This is a genomic window from Azospirillum sp. UENF 211521 (genome assembly GCF_058780535.1).
In genome coordinates, this window is sequence record NZ_JBSNCF010000004.1 from 40331 (window position 1) to 57522 (window position 17192).

Sequence of the window (17192 nt, forward strand, 5' to 3'; positions counted from 1 at the left end):
TGGAGTCTGCAAGTCAGTCGAAGACTGGGTCGGAAGTGAGCTTGTAACCTAAAGTAGGATCATTGGGCACATTTGGTTTAACAGAAATAATCTTGTATTTCTGCCCCGTATCTGTGTCAGTATAGATATCTCCATAACGCAGGTTTTCTATGCTCTCAATGATTATGGATTGGCCGTCACGGATAACATGACGCCAATGCCCTTTATCTGGACTGGAAAAGTTACGGGCCATAGTTCTGTTCTTCCTTCCTTTACTGGAACCGGTGTGTGTTGTTGGCGGCTGCCTCGGCGAAACTGATCGCCGCGGTGCGTGTCGGGACTGGGCCGACATCGTGCTCAGGCTGATCGGTCAGCCACTCAGCCATGATTGGCTCGCTCAGAATAGAGTTCCTCGATCGGCTGGTCGCCAAGCAGCTTAAACCCCTCTACTGCCGCGGCGCCGTGCGCCGTCAGGCGGCAGAGCACTCCAGCCGCATCGGCTTTGACCAACTTAAGGGCCACCAGCTCCTCGTACGCCTGCGCATCGGCTGGATCCGGAGCATCCTGCCAGTTGCGCCAGGCGCGCAGATCAAGATGGCGCAAGGCAGCGACGTGTCTGCTGTCGAGATCCCGAGGCATGTCTCGCATGGCGGTGCGGCCAGTGTCCGTAATGGACAGGGTCCATTCGGCCAGATTTCCGTCGCGCTCCCCGTTTTGCGGTAGAGTCCATTCGATCAGCTTTGCCGCAGCGTCGGTCATGCGGAACGCGGTGGACCGTTCACGGTTAGACAGAGATGCCCCAGCCAGCGAACCACCGGCTTCAACCAAGCGCCGAAGCAGAGATCTACGGGCGGCGGTCAATGAACCTCGGAAAAGGTTCAACCGTTGCAGCTCGCGAATGCTCATAGTCGGCTCCTATTTCAGACCGAACGTCTTTTTCGCGGTCTCGGAGGCGACGTCGGCCACCACCTTCACAGCGATGTCGTATAGGGGCTTGCCGAGTTTTGCGAGAACGCCCTTCAGCTTGAAGGCTGCTACCTCTGTTCGAGGCGTATCCCTAAGGACATCGGGCAATGCCTTTTCGGCTGTCGCCAAATCCTGAGCCTCTAGGTTTCCCTCAGCCAGGATTTCATTTAAGCTCGCGACGGCACCGTCCTGCCAAGGAAAGGGTTCCCCGCAATTAATGCAGTAGCGAGGTACCGGTTTCTGACTTGTATGGAAGACTCCGGATATGTGCCGATATCCTTGTATCTTGAAGGTGCACCCTGGACATTCTGTAATGGTGTTTGCGCCACACTCTGCGCAGAACTTTTGAGTAGATTGCGGCTGACTCTCTGCATATTCCGTAATTTTATGTCCGTTTAAGCAGACCTGCATCGTGTCATGCCAGTCGTCACTTTTATGCATTGAGAGTGCTCCTATTCCTGATCAGACTTCACCATCTGGCGTTTCCATGCGTAGATGGTCGACTTGTCCACGCCCCACCGGGCCGCCACTTCGGCCGCCGAAGTCACGCGCGGATCGCGTTCGTCCATTTCCTTTATTGCCTGCCGCTTCTGTGCGTGGCTCAGCGTGGGGCGCCCGAGTTTGGCACCGTTCTTCTGCAACTCCGTTCGCGCACGGCCCATGGCCTCGCGCTTCAGCGTCGCCTCCGCTTCCTTCACCGCGGCGCCGACAGCCAGTGGTGGGGTTTCCGCGCTGTAGACCGTACCGGTCAGGGCGTCCCCGCACTTCCGCCCGGTCGAGAATAGCAGGTCCATCACATCGCGGATGTCCAGCCCGGAGAAGCCGAGCCGAGCCAAGCCGGGCACCCACAGCGTTGCACCGTCGCGCAGGTCAACCAGCACCCGCGCTCGCTCGCCCAACATCTCCGCCGTCATGGCCCGCGGACGCTTCGTGGGCGCCGGGTCGACGTAGAGTAGGCGTTCCTCTGCGATCCGCCGCAGCACCAGGGGGCGCAGTTCGGCATCGGAGGGGCCACGCTTGGTCAGTCGGTAATAGGCTCGGTCCAGCGCCATCTTTTTTGGTGTGGTGAAATCCAATGCGTTGACAGGCTACCACTGCCATCGCTACAGTACAACCCATGAGTTTTGCGAACACTTTTTGTTCGCGCATGTAGTTTTCCGATCCGGCCCAGCATGTACTGTTGCGACGCCTGATCCATTGAGAACCCCAGCCAAAGGACATCCCGCCGATGACCACCGTCGATCACATCGCCGCCGCGGCTGCGGCTCTCGACGAAGCCCGGCGCAAGCTGGAGACCCTGACCGCCTCCCCCTGCGGCGATGACGAAGTGGACGGTGCCATCGCCGGAGCGCTGGACGACATTGAGGGGCAGATCGGCGTCCTTCAGGCCTTCGCCGTCGAGTGCGCTTGATCCTGCAATCCCCCGAGCTGGAGCTTGCCCACTATGGCTGCCTCTCACCAAGTCACCGCCACTATGCCGCCGACGGCCGCCATCACCGAGGAGCAGCGTCTGGCGATCCTGTCCGCCGCCGGCGTCCTGCGCTCGATGGTGGAGCAGCTATCGCCCGTCGCGCATCTGGTCGGTGGCGAGTTGGTTGCGCAGGGGAAACAGGCCCTGGACGGCCTGACCTCCTCCTGGGATGTCGAGACGTCGATCGCCCCGAAGTCGACCACCAGCTCCACCTGATCCAGAATACGCCCGGTATGTGAATTCCGCCGGTGCGCGAAATCGGTTCCAGCCTTCCCGTAGAATGATCGGAGTGAAGCCGCGCTGCAGCGCGCAGCCAGACCGGAGCGGAGACAGGCCAATGCATGGACGCGTGAGTTCCCGGCTTCCCGAAGGGCTGGCGGCATTCGTGCGCGTTGCTCCTACGGACCCTTGGACGCTGGAAGCTATCAGGCTGCTGAACATGAACGATCATGATCGGCATCACGCGATCTCATGCTGGAGCATACCGTATCGCGGCGTGTTCACGACCGAGCTGGAACGGATGGCCAAGGCGTTGCCACAGGATGGACTGGCAATGGCAACCTTGCGCACACTGCGGAACTCCATTCGGTCAGCAACCCCGGCGGATGGTTCGCCTGGTTTGCTGCGCGAATCCGGCTCGGGAAGCGGCTGGTGCTGAACCTTCCTCCAGCCCGACCATAGCAAGTATCCACATCGGCCACACAGACTTGATGAGCAGGGTCACGCGGCCTTGCTCTGATCGTCGCCGGCGACGAAGTCGGCGCCGCTCGCGGGTTGGAAGGTCGAGCCTTGGGAGGGGGGCGCGGCGCCGGCCGGAGCCTGGCCCAGGACGGCGTTCTGGTTGGCCACCTTCTGCTCCTGGGCGGCCACCGCGGCCGCGATCGCCGCGGCGGCGGCGCGCTCGAACTCGTCGTCGGTGCGCGCGGCGCCGACCAGCGGGGCCGGAGAGGCGGTGCGCGGCAGCATAGCCGCGACGAACCGGCCGAACCGGGCGAGGCCGCCGGGCCGCTCGCCGGTAAGCCGCTCGGTCATCACCGGGTCGTTGAACCACGCCGGCGACGAACATTCGATCGGCCGACTCATCATGCCCTGATAGAGGACGTACTGCTCTTCCAGCTTGCGCATGGTGAGCAGCCGCTGCGCGGGCAGGAGCGGAAGCCCGGTGGCCGACCGCGAGGTGTTCCACTGGAACATCTTGACCTCCTTGCCGGCGCCCTCCGTCTGGCTGACGTTGGCGGTGATCGCCGTGTAGTTGCCGACCGCCTTGCTGACGGCTTCCGCGGTCTCGCTGTCGTTCTGCTGCAGGAGGATCTGCGCGCCGACCGCCGATTTGAGGATGCCGACGGCCTCCTTGTTGATCTTGAGCGCGATCTGGCCGTAGCTCTGGCCGACCAGCAAGAGCTGCACCCACTGGCCGCGACCGAGCGCCGGGATCTGCAGGAAGCTCTCCATACCGGTGGGCAGGGTCCAGAACTCGTCGGCGAGGTAGATGATCGGGCGACCCTTGGTTTTGATGTCCTTCTCGTCCTGACTGATGAAACGCGCGGCGCTGCTCTCGAAGAACATGCCGGTGATCTTGCCGAGCGCCACGGCGTCTTCCAGCGGCGTCACGATGAACAGGGCCACGGGCTTCTTGGAGAAGCGCAGCTCGTCCAGCCCGAAATCGGAGGCCGACGTGCGGCTGCGCACGGTGGCCACCTTGAAGATGTCGATGCCGCCTTCCATGGTCGACAGGACGGACCCGCGCTCCTTCGACGGCGTGCGGGACAGCGAGGCCAGCTCGGTGATGACGCGCGCGGGGTAGCCCCGCTGCTCGGCCTCGGCGATCCAGGCCTGGAGCATAGAGGCGACCGCGTCCTGGTCCTCGCCGGCGGTGGGATCGGCCTGGAAGTTCTTCGTCGCCTCCGTCATGAAGTCGATGAGGCGACCGAAGGACGGCTCGCCGAGCTGGGGATCGGCCTCGCAGCGGTAGATGGTGAACAGCGAGAAGCCCTGGAGGGCCGCCCGGCCCTTGTCGCGCCAATGCGGCTCGATCTTCTCGTCGATGGCCATGGTCGCCAGACGCTTGACGTACTGCTCGCGCTGCGCCTGCCAGGTGAACAGCTTCATGATGTCGCCCAGCACGTCCTTCAGAGTGGCGCGGGCCGGCGACGTCCAGGTGGCAAGGGCGTTGGCTTCGAGCGCGATCACCTCATCGCGGATCACCAGGCGGCCGCCGAGCGTCGGGTCGGCTCCCAGAGCGGCGACCCAGTCCGTCCGGTCGCGGACCTCGACCATCAGGATCTCCAGGGCGCGGATGGGATCGGCGTAGACCCGCCCCAGGGCGTCGAGGATGCGGGTGCGGGTCCGCGGCACCTCGCGGCCGCCGGGAAGGCTGTCGAACCCCAGCGGGTTCCAGCGGTCGCCGTCCATCGATCCGAGGCTCAGCTTGATGACCTTGTAGCCGGCCTTGATCAACCATTTGAGGGCCTTGGCGTACAGTTCCCCCTTAGGATCGTTGACCACGAAGGTGGGCTTCGGGCAGTAGGTCTTGCGCCCCAGCGCCCAGCCGAAGGTCTCGAAGCCCAGGATCGGCTGGTATTCGGGCCAGTCGGCCAGCAGGTTGGGGAGGATGATGCCGGCGGATTTGCCGGAGCCGGGCGGCGCGATGAGGATCGCCGACAGCGTCTCCGGCATCCGCAGCAGGCGGCCGTTGGGCGCCCGTCCCAGCACGATGCCCGTCGGCGAGTAGAGCCCGCGCTTCTTGACGTAGCGGTCCTTGGCATCCCAGGCGGCCTTCCGGATGTCGCGGTCGGTGGCGAAACGGGCGCTGCCGTGACTCTTGCGCTGCAGCTCGTAGGGGCAACGCTCGGCCACGCGCAGCGCCACGAGGAGCCCAGCGGCCAGGGACACCATCACGCTCCAGTGCGGCATGCCCCAGACCTCCAGGGGCGCCTGCACGAGCAGCACCCACAGGGGCTTGGCCCAGAGGGTCGGGTATTGCCAGAGCCCGATGGCGTAGTAGGCCCCGGTGTCGCGCAGCCAGCGGAGGGAGAAGCCGGGCCGCCAGCCCGGATCGTGCAGCGCACCCAGCGCCGGCCAGGTCGCTGTCGACCGGGAGAAGTCGAGCCCGTTGAACAGTTTGTAGAGCGGGAAGGCGCAGGTCAGGAGCGCCGCCGCGGCCAGAAGGCCGATCAGGGCGCTCATGACGAACCAGGCGATCGCTTTCTGACGTTCGATTTCTTCGACCATGCCGCCAGTGTGACGGCGGCATGGTCGGGAAATCGAGCACCGGCGTCCTCAGCGCTCGGCGCCGCCGCGCGCCGAGCGCCTCTGCCGTGCCGCCGGCGTCGCCCCCTGAACAGGGGTTTCGCGCCGGTTGGCCTCCTCGAGCATCGTCATGTGGACGCGCTTCAGGTTGATCTCCGCCGCCCGGAACAGCTTGCCCTCGTCGATGTAGGCCTGGGAGCCCTTGGGAAGGCGGGCCATGGCGTCGACGTGGGCGCGCATCGCGTCGACGGTGTCGGCGTATTGCTCCAGCGGCGTGGGGTCCTGGCGGCCGCCCTTCGGGCGGATCTTGCCTTCCTCCTCCAACTGGCGCACATGCGCAGCGAGGCGTTCGCGGACCGGATAGGGGTCCTCGCCGCGGTTGCGGATGGCGGTGTAGGCGTGGATGAGCCCGGACCCGTAGGTGAAGGGAGCCTCGAGGCGCATCCGCTCCAGCAGCGCGTTCGCGTCGACCGCAGGCGGCGGGCCGCCGGATCGCTGGTCAGGTCGCATGACGCATCATCTTTCCATCCCCCCACGCCTCGTCGGCTTCCTGGTGTTGTCCTGAGGCCGGTCGAGAGCGGCCCGGCGCGACGTTTCGCCTTCGAGGACCGCCACGCCGCGCTCCAGCGAGCCGCGCACACCGGCCGAGCCCCCCGCCTCCGACGGTTTGGCGGCCAGCATGGCCTTGGTCATGGCCAGCCGGTTCGCCAGATCGGGAGCCGGGATTCGGCTGGCGCGCAGAACCGCTTCGTTGCGGCCGGCCTCGCCCTCGGCGACGAAGAAGGGCTGGATCGCCTGAAGCCCCGCCTCGCGGCGCCGGACCTCTTCCCCGAGCACTGCCTTGCCCGCGCGCAGCGCCTCCAGCGTCGCCGAGTTGGCGGCCGGGTCGGCCTCGCGGCGGACCAGCAGGGCCGCGGTCACGGCGGCCCGGTTCGCAAGGTCGTCCGACGGGATGCCCTGCGCACGGACGCGAGCCTCGGCAAGGCCCTGCTCATCGTTGCGGGCGTAGAAGGGCTGGATCGCCGCGGGTGCCGGGGTGGAGGCGGACGCCGTGCCGCCACCGGTGGAGAACTGGAGATTGCCGACGCTTTGCGCCACGGCGCGTGCGGCGTCGAGGGCGCCCTCGTACCAGCCCGTCCCACCGTTGCCGGGCTCGAGCGCGCTTCGGATCGTCTCGGTGGCCCTGGCGTCCACTTCGGCGATCACTCCGGCCAGGAGTGGGCCGGTTTCCACCGGTGCGGACTCGGGCACTTCCTGGACGGGAGCGGCGATCCCGGCCCGCACCGCGTCGATCCGGGCCAATATGTCCGCGACGGCCTGCGGTTCAGCAGGGTCGGACGGAGTCAGCAACGCGCCGACGCTGCCATCCCGGATCGCGGCTTCGGCCTCGCTGACCCTGGCCAGGTCAGACGGATCGACCTTGGGCGATTCGGCCGTGACGGCGGGCAGGCCGACCGCAGCGGATGGCGCGGTGCCGGCCAACGCCTCCTCGATCATCCGGCGGGTTTCGGCGAGGGACGCGCCGACGTCGGCCGCATTCCGGGTCAGCCGTTCGGCGATCTGGCCGGCATCGGCGAGCGCGGCTTCGGCCAGCTCGCGCGCGTTCCGGATCGGTTCATCGACGGCTTCGGCCGCGGCGAGCGGCGCCGGAACATCGTCGCGGCCGGCGAGGTGGACGGCTCCGGCCGCGGCCGCCACTCCAACGGCGGCACCGACGCCGGCAAGAGCGGCGCGCGACCAGTTCCGCGACTCCGCGGTGGCGGTCAGATCGGCCTCGACGATCGGGACCGCGCTGAACCCGCGCAGGACGGGCAGGGCAGAGACCGGGACGGCGACGCCCTCGGGCCCATGATCGGCCAGGGGAAGGTTGGCGATCCGCGTAAGGGCGCGCAGTTCGTCCGCCGCGACCCCGGCGGCGAACAATGCGACGTCGTCGCCCTGCGCGAAACGGGCGACGGTCAGCGCTCCTTCATCGCCATCAGCCGCCGTCTGGGCCGCGTCGGCGTAGGCGGCGCGCAGGGCCGGATCGGAGAGGGGAAAGCTCTTGCCGGACAAGGGCTCGGGCAAAAGCGAGGGTTCCGCGACGGTGGCGGCGGTCAGTGTGGACATCCGATGAGTCTCCAAGGCAAGTCCGGCGCCCGTGTCTCGGTCCCGGACAGACAGCAATTTACCACAGGCCTCATCCTGCCGGATAGCACGCACCGGACCGCTTTGCGCGTCCATAGCATCCGATCTCATAGCATATTGACGAAGTCCCGCAGCAGGAATGTCGGCAGATGGGGCATAGCCCAGGATGCCGTTCCGCTTCTCGATAGCGGCGGTTTCCTTGTCCTGAACTTGGACCAGGATGGTCTGCGCCTTGATCACGGCGGCCTGGGCCTGCCGCACGGCTTTGCGGGCCTGCCCGACGGCGTGGATCGCCGCACCGGCCTCGCCCCAGCGGTCGGCGGCGGCGCGGTAGGCGGGGCTGCGCAGCAGATCGGGCAGGCGGCCGAAGGTGACCTCCGCCCAGGGCCAGCCCGTTCCGATGGCGTCCACGACCCTCCGGCATTCGTTCTTCGTCGGAACGGCGTGAGCGGCCGTGACGAGGGGCAGGCCGGTCGGCAAATGGGACACCACCCAGCCGCGGCCCGACGTCCGCGTTTCGGTCAGCGGCGCCGCACGGCTGCCGAGCGCCGCCGCAAGGTCGGCGCGCGGCATCGCACCGCGCGCGCGGGCGATTTCCCGGGCGGCGGCGGGCCGATAAGCCGTTCCCCCCTCCATGTCCGCGGCGATGCGGTCCAGGGCCTCGGCGAGCGCCGTGGCCTCGTAGCGGCGCATGGCGCCGTCCACCGCTTCCGACCGTCCGCGGGCGGCTGCGGCGGCGTTCCGCAAGGCGGCGGCGTCCAGGTCCGGTCCGCCGGCCAGGCTCCAACCGACGATGCGGAGGTCGACGGGGCGATGGACCGCGAAGGGGCCCCGGGCCTCGACCGTCATGGTCACCTTCTCCCATCCGTCCGGACCGGACACCGCCAGGACCGCGGGCCGGGATGTCCAGTCCTCACCGGGCTCCGGCTCGTTGACCGGCCGCGCGCGGTCGTTCGGGGCCACCGCGCGCGCCGCGGCGTCCATCTGCACGAGCATCGGGTGCCCGGCGAGCACGCGGTCCGGAACCGGCTCGCCCCGGGCGACGGCGTCGAACACGGCGGCGGCGTGGCGGCGGGCGAGCGGCTTGACCAACCGCGGGTCGATGGCCTGGAGATCGAGATCCGCCAAGTCCGGCAACCGGCGGGCGACGTACTCGCCCCTGGATAGCTGCCAGGGCGGAACGTTGCCGAGCGCGTCTCCTTCATCGAGGACGCGGACCGGCGGCATCGCAGCATCGCCGGCGAAGGATGCGGCGGCCGCCACGGCTTTCTCCATGGCCGGGTGCGCGGGGCGTTTGCCGGGCTCGCCTTGCTCAAGACGGCCGGCCGGCGCGGTCCAGGGCAGAGCCTCCGCCGCGTAGGCGCCGTCCGGTGTGGGCCGGAGCCGCACTTCTCCGACCGCGGCGCTGTAGGTTTTATCGGTGAAGATGCGGCGGCCGCGGGGATCGGCGCCGGGGAGGGTGAAGCCCCAGGACAGGCCGGCGCCGGACAGATGACGCGAGAGCGCCTGGACGGCGTCGCGGTCGGCGGGGGACAGGGGCGCGTCCCGGCCGGTGGCAACGCTGTACTGCCGGGGAGGAACCGACTCGAAATCCTCAGCGCGGAAAATGCCGGGATCGGCCGCGCCGCCGTGCCGTCCCATCTCGCGCAGCCAGAGTTCCCGGGCCTCCGGAACCGCCGGGCGGGCACCGACGGTCCCGTCGGCCAGTGCCTGGAGGACGGCGGATGCCCGGTCCGGGAGGGCGAGATCCGCTACAAGGTGATCACGTAGGGCAGCTCCCCGGACACCACGGACGTCGTCACCCGCGGACCGCCAGGCAACGGGGGTGCGGCCAGCGGGCCCTGCTGCGGCTTCAGCATGCGCGTGTGCGGCAAGTTCCTCAGCGAATCTTCGAACGGGGTATCCGGCGAATCCGAATCGCTCCGCTCCAAGGCGGCAAGATTCGGGATCGCAGAACGGAAGGAATTCGTCGGCGGAGAGGCGGCCTTCCCGGAGGTTGACATGGACGGACTCATGAAAGAGGGCGTTTGCGGGGTTGGCGTCCGTCATCGCGACGAACGCGTGATGATGGACCGAACCGTCGCCGGATCGCAACGGCGCGGTGAGCCCGGAAAGCGGCTCGATCGGCCCGCCGGCACCGCCGACCTTGGCGACAATCGCCCCGGCCACATGGACACGCCCTTCGGCAAGATCGGTCGGCAGGCAGGATGACGCTAACGGACGCAGCGCGGTGGCCAGGAGATTTTGCTGCGCCTGGTACGCCGCGTCGGGATTGACCCATGATCCGACGGCCGCTCCTGGCGTCACCGCACGGTAAAGCCACTTCTGGCCGGCTCCCTCGACGAAAACAATCTCACCAGGAACGGGGATGCGATCTGGAATGGGCGGTTCGGGTTGGCGGCGGTAGGAGACGAGTTCGGGCGGAATGCGTGGAACGGCGCCCAGACTGAATGCGACTGACGGCCCGGAGATCCGCGCACTCCTCCATCCGAGACAGTACTGAGGGTCATCCGTCCCGACGTCCTGCCGCCGTTCCGGACGGCGCTTCGCGATCACCGGGCGCAGGGCCTCGACGGCACGGTTCACCCGGTCCGGGTCCGGGTAGGCGGGCATTTCAGGATGGAAGAGCGCGCGGATCTCCGGCCTCTCCGCGAGCGGCGGTCGCTTTGCGACGGCGCGGGCGGCGGCTCCGCGCGCTTCCTCCAGCCGCGTGTCGGCGATCCCCGCCGCGTCGATGCGCTTCTGCATCCGCCCGGCCGCCTTGGCGAGATCGGCGCCGGCGGACGTCTCCCCGCCCCAGAAGCCGGCGAGGCTGACCGCCTCGTTGCGCAGTTCCAGGACGGTCCGGGCGCCGAGGGCGCGGGACAGAGCCCGCGCGAAGGCGCTGCGCGATCCCGCCGCCTTGTCGATGCGCTTCAGCACCCTCTGCGACCGCCTCCAGCGCTCGTCGAGCACGTCCTGGGCGCGGGCGCGGGCGACCTCGGCCAGCCGCGCCAGCGGGTCGGGGTGGTAGCGGATGCCGGAGGACAGCCGGCGGAACTCCGTGCCGCGTTCGAAGGGCCGGCCGTCGGGCCGTTCGAGGCGCAGCTCGTCGAGCGGCGAACACAGGCGGGCCGCTGGCGGCGGATCGGAACTGGCGATGCGGGCGATCAATTCCTGCGGCCGGCCACCGATGGTGACCGTGATCGGGAAGCGCAGCGGCGCGCTCAGCGCGGCTTGCGCCGCGTCGCGCCCGGTCTCCGGCCGGTCGGGGACCGCGAGGCCGCCGACGGTCCAATCGTCGCGGCGGCAGTCTGGGGCCAGCGGGTCGCAGAGGGGGGAGGGCCGGTCGGGATCGGCCTGCAGCGTCACCGTACGGTGCTCGGCATCCAGGACGGCGGTCAGCCGGTTCCCGGCGACATCGATGACGGCGCGCCGCTCGGCGGGGAAGACTGGGGTCAGGTCGCCGTGACTCCAGCGCAGGCGCCGCACCGCTGCCCCGCTGTTGCGGAGGGCGGCGTAGGCCGCCGCCGCGCCGAACCGGTCCATGACCAGCGCCGGAACCCGGTCGCCGCCGAGAAAGGCGAGGTCCCCATGGCGGCCGGCGAGCCACACCCCGCGCCCGCCGCCGTCCGGCAGGCCGAGAGCCCGGTCGAGCCGCTCGACGTCGCGGCCGACCAGGAGCCAGCGGGGGCCGGGAATCTCCACGAGCCTCGCCCATGGGGCGTCCTCATCCACAGGGGGGAGAGCGGCGGCGTTCTCCAGAGCTTCCCGCAGCTCCTGCTGGTCCGCGTCGAAGGCGGCGAGGTCGCCGGCCGCGACGGCGACGGACAGGCGGGCCAGCAGACGGTCGAGCGGCTGCCCGTCGCGGGCCAGCCACAGGCGGTCGGGCGGGCTGTCCGGCAGCGACGTCCAGTCGGCCAGCGGAGCCGCGCGCTCCGCGAAGAGGCGGGCGGCCTGCCGGGTCTTCTGCCGGCCGACGACGCGTCCCCCGGCCGTCACCATCCAGGGATCGAGGGGGACGCCGTTGCGCTTCAGCCCGGCCCGTCGGGCAACGGCCAGGGGGGTGCCCTCCATCACCATGCCGGCGGCCTCCTCGGTGCGCCCCTCCGGGGTGGTGAAGCGGACCGCCGGCGCCGGCCGCCACCGCGCCGCCGCGGCGCGCGGCGCCGTCCTGGTCTCCATGTCAGCCCATCCCCTGGCCGAGCGCCCGCCCACGGGCGGCCCGTTCGCGCCGTGCCGTTTCGGCGGTCAGGACGTCGAGACCGGCGCGCAGTTCGGCGCGTTGCCGGGCGCGGCCCGGATCGCCGGCGCCGCCCGACCCGCCGGGCAGGGCCAGAAGCATCGCCTCGTTGACGGCGATGCGCGCCGCGAGCTGATCCGCCGGCAGGCCACGCGCCCGCTGGATCGCCTTGGTCCGCGCCTCCTGGTCCGGCCCGTCCGGCGCCGGGGCGTAGAAGGGCTGGGCGGCGGCGCGGACCGGCGCCGGAGCCGGCGGTGGGGGTGGAGCCGCCGCGGCCGATGCCGGGGTCGCCCCCACGGTCGCCTGGTTCTCCCGCAGCGCGTCGGCCACCGCGCGGGCCTGTCCCTCGTCCGCGGCGTGGATCGTCACGGTGGACCGGGTCGGGTCGGTCGTGACGACGGATGCGACCGGCACCCCGACCGCTTCGGCCTGCGACACGAAATCGGCGGTCGGGCGGCTCGACGGGAGGCCGTCCGACCCCGCCGCCGCGACCTTGACCGGGTCGAACCGCACCTCGACCACGGCGCGGTCCTGCAAAGCCGGGGCTCCCCCCGTTTCCGCGGACGCCGGCTCGCGGCGCGGCGCCCCGCGTCGCGGTTCCGTCCGCTCCTCTTCCCGGCGCCCGAGGGAATAGAGGACCGCGCCGCGGCGCTCGTCCAGAGCCTGGGCGGCCGCCGCGGAGTCCAGGCGTCCGGTGGCCGGGAAGCGCCGCTCCAGCCGCTCGATCGCCCGCTCATCCAGGCGTGGGTCGACGTACCAGCCGTCCACCACGGGATCGTGGAGCGCGCCGGCGGCCCGCGCCTCGCGGGCCTCGTGCGGCGGCACGGCCAGCCATTGCCGGCGGGCGAGCGCTTCCTCGTACAGATCGAACCGCGCGTGAAGCATGGCGGCCCGGTCGGAGGACAGGTCCTGGGGCACGTAGACCATGCCGGTGCGGGGGTCGATACGGCCGCCCATCGTCACGGCCTGTTGCCGCTGTCCGGCCTCGACATCGAGGAAGGCGCGGGGCTGGACCGCCGCCTGGGCGTTGGCGATGCGCTGCATCAGGGCATCGGGCGGCTGACCCTGGTTCCGCCGGTCCGCACCGCTCAGGGGGGTGGAGCGCGGGTCGAGCGGCGGCATGGCCTGGACCCTCGGAGCGGCGTCGCGCTCCATGACGGCGACCGCCGGCGCCGGCCCGTGGGGTGTCGGGCTGTGCGGCTCCGGGGCCGCGTAGGACGGGCGGTCCGCCATCGGCCTGTCCGCTGGCCGCCACAGCGGATCGGCTTCGGGTGTCGACGCCGCCAGGGAGCGGCCGTCCGGCGTGCGCGCGGCCACGCGGTCGCCGCCGGGGCGCCGGGCCGCGCCGGGCACCGCCGGACTGTAGGGCTCCGGAGCGCCGAGGCGGGAGGCCGTGTCGATGGCCGCGTCCGCCGCGGCGAGCGCCCGCGGCAGCAGGTCCGGGTGCGCCTCGGCGACGCGGGGCGGAACGGCGTGGCCGGCGTCCAGGGCCTGGCGGAGCACCTGGTGGTGCAGCACCCGCGCCGCGGCGGACGCGTCGCCACGCACCGCGGGGTCGTCAACCCGGACCTCCCATTGCGGCGCGTCCGCCGGCCAGCCGAACACCTCGATCTGGTTCTGGTACCCATGACGGTTGGTGTCGGCGCGGGCGTAGCGGGCGAGCGGTTCGCTCGCGCAGAACTCGACGAGGGTCTTTTCCCAGGCCGGGCGCTCCCCGGTTCGCCCGCCGACACCGAGGCGCACCGGTCCGTCGGCGCCGCGTGCCACCGCCGGCTGCGTGCCTTCGACGGCCACCGGCGTGGCCTGGGAGGCGGTGGTCAGATCCGCCTGGAGCTGGCGGTCGCGGTCGACGAGCAACCCGGTGAGGCGGGCGCCGTCGCGGATGGAGTGATACCCCGCGCCTTCCACCGCCGCGCGGATGTCACGGTCCGAGGCGTAGCGCCGCAGAGCCCGGTAGAGCTGTTCGCCGGTCAGGGGCGGGCCATCGTCCCGCGCCTCCTTGCGCCGGCGGCCGAGCACCGTGTTCATCGCCGAGCGGGCGGCGTTCGCAAGGCCGTTCTGCCAGCGGCCGGTGAAGGTCGCGTAGGCCTCGTAGGTATCGGCCAGCTTCTCCAGCCCGGCGCTGCGGGCGATCTTCGCCGCCTCGCGGACGGGGATCTTCGCCGTCACGTCGAAGACGCGCGCCCGCTCGGCGACGCGGCCCTCCACGGTCCGCTGGTAGATGTCCTCCCAGCTCTGGAAGCCGTTGCCCTCGAAGGCGTTGCGCATGCGGTCGGCGAAGCGGGCAAGCCCGCTCATGCCGGCGGGCGGCTTCTGGCCGGCCTTTCCGGCGAAGTACCGTTTGGCCGCCCATTTGGCGAAGGCCTCGGCCGCCCGGTCGTTGTAGCCGTGCTCCTGCGGGCGACCGAAGGCGGCCTCGACCACCCGCTTCTCCTCCGGCTTCAGCAGACCTTCGATGGAATGGTAGATCTCGTGGTAGCCGGTCTCGACGGGGTCGCCGAGCCGGATGTCCTGGCTGATGGCGCAGACCTTGTGGGTCTCGAACCACAGGCCGAGGAGGGGCCGCCGTCCGGCGTCGGCGATGCCCCCGATCGACACGTCGTCGGAGCCGTACAGCCGGTCGACGACGCGGATTTCCGCGTGCGGGTTGACCTGCCGGGCGATCTGCACCAGCTCCGCCCGGACCTGGCGCAGGGCGGCGGGGAAGGTTTCGTCCATGCCGCGGACGTGTTCGCCGGTGTAGTCGGCGAGCAGATCGAGGGCGGAGGGCGGAACGATGCCGGCCAGTGCCCCGTCCGGCCCCGCGGTCTGGAGGAAGTTGGCGATCGGCGCGCCGCGGTAGCGGCCGTCCAGAGTCGGGTCGCGGTAGAGGACGTAGCCGTTCTGCAGCGGCACCACGGTGCCGAAGGAGGACCCCAGCTCCAAAGCCAGATGTTCGTTGAGCATGCCCGCCTGACGGGTCTCGGTGCGGGCGACCTCGGCGTCTCCCGGGGCCGTGTTGATGCGCGCGAGCAGCGACTGGACTTCTTCCCGGATCATGTGCGCGTCCGTCTGTGGCGGGGTGGGGGGCGGCGGGGCGGACGGCCGGACCGGTCCGCGGTCGGGACGGACGACGGCCGGCGCCGGCGGGGCCGCGGCGGGGCTGCGCGCCGCGGAGGGCGCGCCCGGCGTGATGACGACCGGCGCCGGACCGGACGCCGCCGGGGCGGGCGGGCGTGCGGGCGCCGCGGCCGTGACCGGGCGGGCGGCGGCCGCGCCGCTCTCCGGCGTCCGGACCAGCGGATCGGAACGGCGCTGAAGCGCCTCCAGCCGCTCCGGGGTGGGCGGCATGGCCTGAAGGGCGATGAGCCGGTCGACCCGCGGCGTCACCCCGGTCATCCGGGCCACGGACGCCGCCGGTTCCCCGACGGCCTGGAGGGCGGCCCCGAGATCGCCGGCGAGCCGGCTCCGCGCGGTGGCCAGGGTGTGGGCCGACAGCACCGAGGCGCCACCATGGCCGCGGGCGATGCGGGCAAGGTCGGCGACGGCCAGCAGACCGTGCTCGTCGGCGACATCGTTCCACGGGGCCCCGGCGTGCCGGAGGCCGGCGGCCAGGTCGACCGCGGCCGCCTCGTGCCGGCGGCTGACGGCGTCCGGCCCCTGCTGGACCAGCGGCGCCAGATCGCGCAGCGCGGCGTCGCGCGGCCGTCCGCGCAGATCGGTCTCCACGAGCAGGAGATCGTCGAGCAGGCGGCGAATCTCCGGATGGGTTCCGGCCGGCCAATCGAGGGGCGCCGCCGCTGCGGCGGCGTGGTTCCGCTCGACCGGGCGCGCGGGCTGCGGCGGGTCCAGCGGGAGGGACGTCTGGGCGGGATCGGCGGCGAGAAGGCCATGCCGGCGCAACGCCGCCGCGACGTCCGGCACGGCGCCGGCCACCGACGCGGCGTCGGCCCGCGTGAACCAGGTCTCGACGCGCCCGCTCGGGCCTTCGCCGAGGCGGGGGCGCAGCCAGTCCACGGCGTCGGCGGCCCGTTCGGCCAGACGGCCGTAGAGCACGATCTGCTCGCCGTCCACCTCCAGGTCGGCGGCCGGCTGGGGCGCGGCCTGCGGAGCGGCGGGAGCCCTGGAGCCCGGCGCCGCAGCGGAGGCGGGCGCCGCCGGCACGGGACGGCTTTCCACCGCCTGGTCGGCTGCCCGGCCGGCCGGCGGCGCCGCGCCGTCCACGGCGACGAAGCGCCATTGCCGGCGGTCCGGGGTCTCGGCGAGAGCGAGGCGGGTCTGCGCGGCGGCGAGGTCGCGGGCGACGGCGGGGCCTTCCTCCGCCGCGAAGGCCACCGTCGCCGAAACGCCGGTTCCGACCAGCCGCTCGGCCAGCAGCGGCGAGGCGGCGGCGGCGCGTTCGGCGTTGGTCCCGGCGATGACGTAGCCGCCGGCCTCGGCCAGGGCGGGCATCTCGCCGCGCCGCGCGCCCATGGCGACCGCCCGGTAGCGGTCGGCGACGGGGCGCGGCGGCGCCGCGGACGGCGCGGCGGCCGGCGTTCCGGCCTCCGGACCGAACAGCTCGTCGGCGGTCATCGAGGCGTACAGAACATGCACCGCGCCGGTGCCGACGCGGTCCCAACCGCGCAGCTGGATGTCGGTGGCGTTCTCCTCCAGCGTGGCGACGACGACCGGAACGCCGGCCGCCGTCAACGAACGGGCGGCGGCGAGGGCCTCCTTCAGCTCCAAGGTCATTTCCGCGAAGGAACTGCCGTTCTGCTCCATTTCGGAGAAGCCGGGCAGCGACGGCACCGCGTCGTGCGCCCGCCGCGCGTCGTCGTCGAAGGCCCGCAGGATCGTCGCCGGCGCCGCTCCGGGAGCGACGAAGCCCGCCGATGGGATCTGCCAGAAGATGACGGCGTCCCCGCCGAGCCAACGTTGCACGCCGGCCACCACCTCCTCCGCACGGTCGAGAGGGCTGTTCAGCGGCGGAACGTCCGGCTGCTCCAGGCGGATGCCCAGACGATCGTCGAGCTGGGGCATGACGGCGTCGGCGACCTCGCCGCGGAAGCCGAGGCCGCGCCGCGGCTCCGTCCCGGCGAGGGCGGCCAGCCCGAGGTCGACGCCCGCCTCGTGGGCGCGCTTGGCGAGGCCGAGCGACAGCGTGCCGTTGGCGTCGGTGGCGAGGGCCTGGCCCTCCGCATCCCGTCCGAAACTGCG

The 17192-nt window shown here is 71.1% G+C and carries 10 protein-coding genes; 3 read left to right on the forward strand and 7 right to left on the reverse strand.

The window, feature by feature from the left end:
- Positions 1–13: 13 nt before the first annotated feature.
- The 4 genes from ACWPN5_RS28650 to ACWPN5_RS28665 all read right to left on the reverse strand — a co-directional run bounded on the left by ACWPN5_RS28650 (position 14) and on the right by ACWPN5_RS28665 (position 2021).
- Positions 14–232, reverse strand: a complete 219-nt coding sequence (locus tag ACWPN5_RS28650) for a hypothetical protein (RefSeq protein WP_492298798.1) — start codon at positions 230–232, stop codon at positions 14–16.
- A gap of 125 nt (positions 233–357) precedes the next feature.
- On the reverse strand, positions 358–885 hold the full coding sequence (locus tag ACWPN5_RS28655) for a hypothetical protein (RefSeq protein ID WP_492298799.1): 528 nt from the start codon (positions 883–885) through the stop codon (positions 358–360).
- Positions 886–894: 9 nt separating this feature from the next.
- Positions 895–1386, reverse strand: a complete 492-nt coding sequence (locus ACWPN5_RS28660) for a DUF2321 domain-containing protein (protein WP_492298800.1) — start codon at positions 1384–1386, stop codon at positions 895–897.
- 11 nt (positions 1387–1397) lie between these two features.
- Positions 1398–2021, reverse strand: a complete 624-nt coding sequence (locus ACWPN5_RS28665; protein ID WP_492298802.1) for a hypothetical protein — start codon at positions 2019–2021, stop codon at positions 1398–1400.
- A 152-nt stretch (positions 2022–2173) separates the two neighbouring features.
- On the opposite strand from ACWPN5_RS28665, the gene ACWPN5_RS28670 reads away from it, so the two are divergent.
- The 3 genes from ACWPN5_RS28670 to ACWPN5_RS28680 all read left to right on the forward strand — a co-directional run bounded on the left by ACWPN5_RS28670 (position 2174) and on the right by ACWPN5_RS28680 (position 3074).
- Entirely contained in the window at positions 2174–2356 is a 183-nt protein-coding gene (locus tag ACWPN5_RS28670) for a hypothetical protein (protein WP_492298804.1), read from the forward strand.
- A gap of 33 nt (positions 2357–2389) precedes the next feature.
- Positions 2390–2632, forward strand: a complete 243-nt coding sequence (locus ACWPN5_RS28675; protein ID WP_492298806.1) for a hypothetical protein — start codon at positions 2390–2392, stop codon at positions 2630–2632.
- 121 nt (positions 2633–2753) lie between these two features.
- Positions 2754–3074 carry a hypothetical protein gene (locus ACWPN5_RS28680; RefSeq protein WP_492298808.1) on the forward strand — a complete coding sequence of 107 codons (321 nt, stop codon included), beginning with the start codon at positions 2754–2756 and terminating at the stop codon, positions 3072–3074.
- A gap of 62 nt (positions 3075–3136) precedes the next feature.
- On the opposite strand, the gene ACWPN5_RS28685 is transcribed toward ACWPN5_RS28680, so the two are convergent.
- From ACWPN5_RS28685 to ACWPN5_RS28695, 3 genes are read right to left on the reverse strand one after another with little or no spacing between them, the layout of a single operon-like run.
- Positions 3137–5647, reverse strand: a complete 2511-nt coding sequence (locus ACWPN5_RS28685; RefSeq protein WP_492298810.1) for a type IV secretory system conjugative DNA transfer family protein — start codon at positions 5645–5647, stop codon at positions 3137–3139.
- A 48-nt stretch (positions 5648–5695) separates the two neighbouring features.
- The gene (locus tag ACWPN5_RS28690) at positions 5696–6175 is read right to left on the reverse strand and encodes a hypothetical protein (RefSeq protein ID WP_492298812.1); all 480 of its coding nucleotides are present in this window, start codon (positions 6173–6175) and stop codon (positions 5696–5698) included.
- A 6-nt stretch (positions 6176–6181) separates the two neighbouring features.
- Positions 6182–11956 carry a hypothetical protein gene (locus tag ACWPN5_RS28695; protein WP_492298814.1) on the reverse strand — a complete coding sequence of 1925 codons (5775 nt, stop codon included), beginning with the start codon at positions 11954–11956 and terminating at the stop codon, positions 6182–6184.
- Positions 11957–17192 lie beyond the last annotated feature (5236 nt).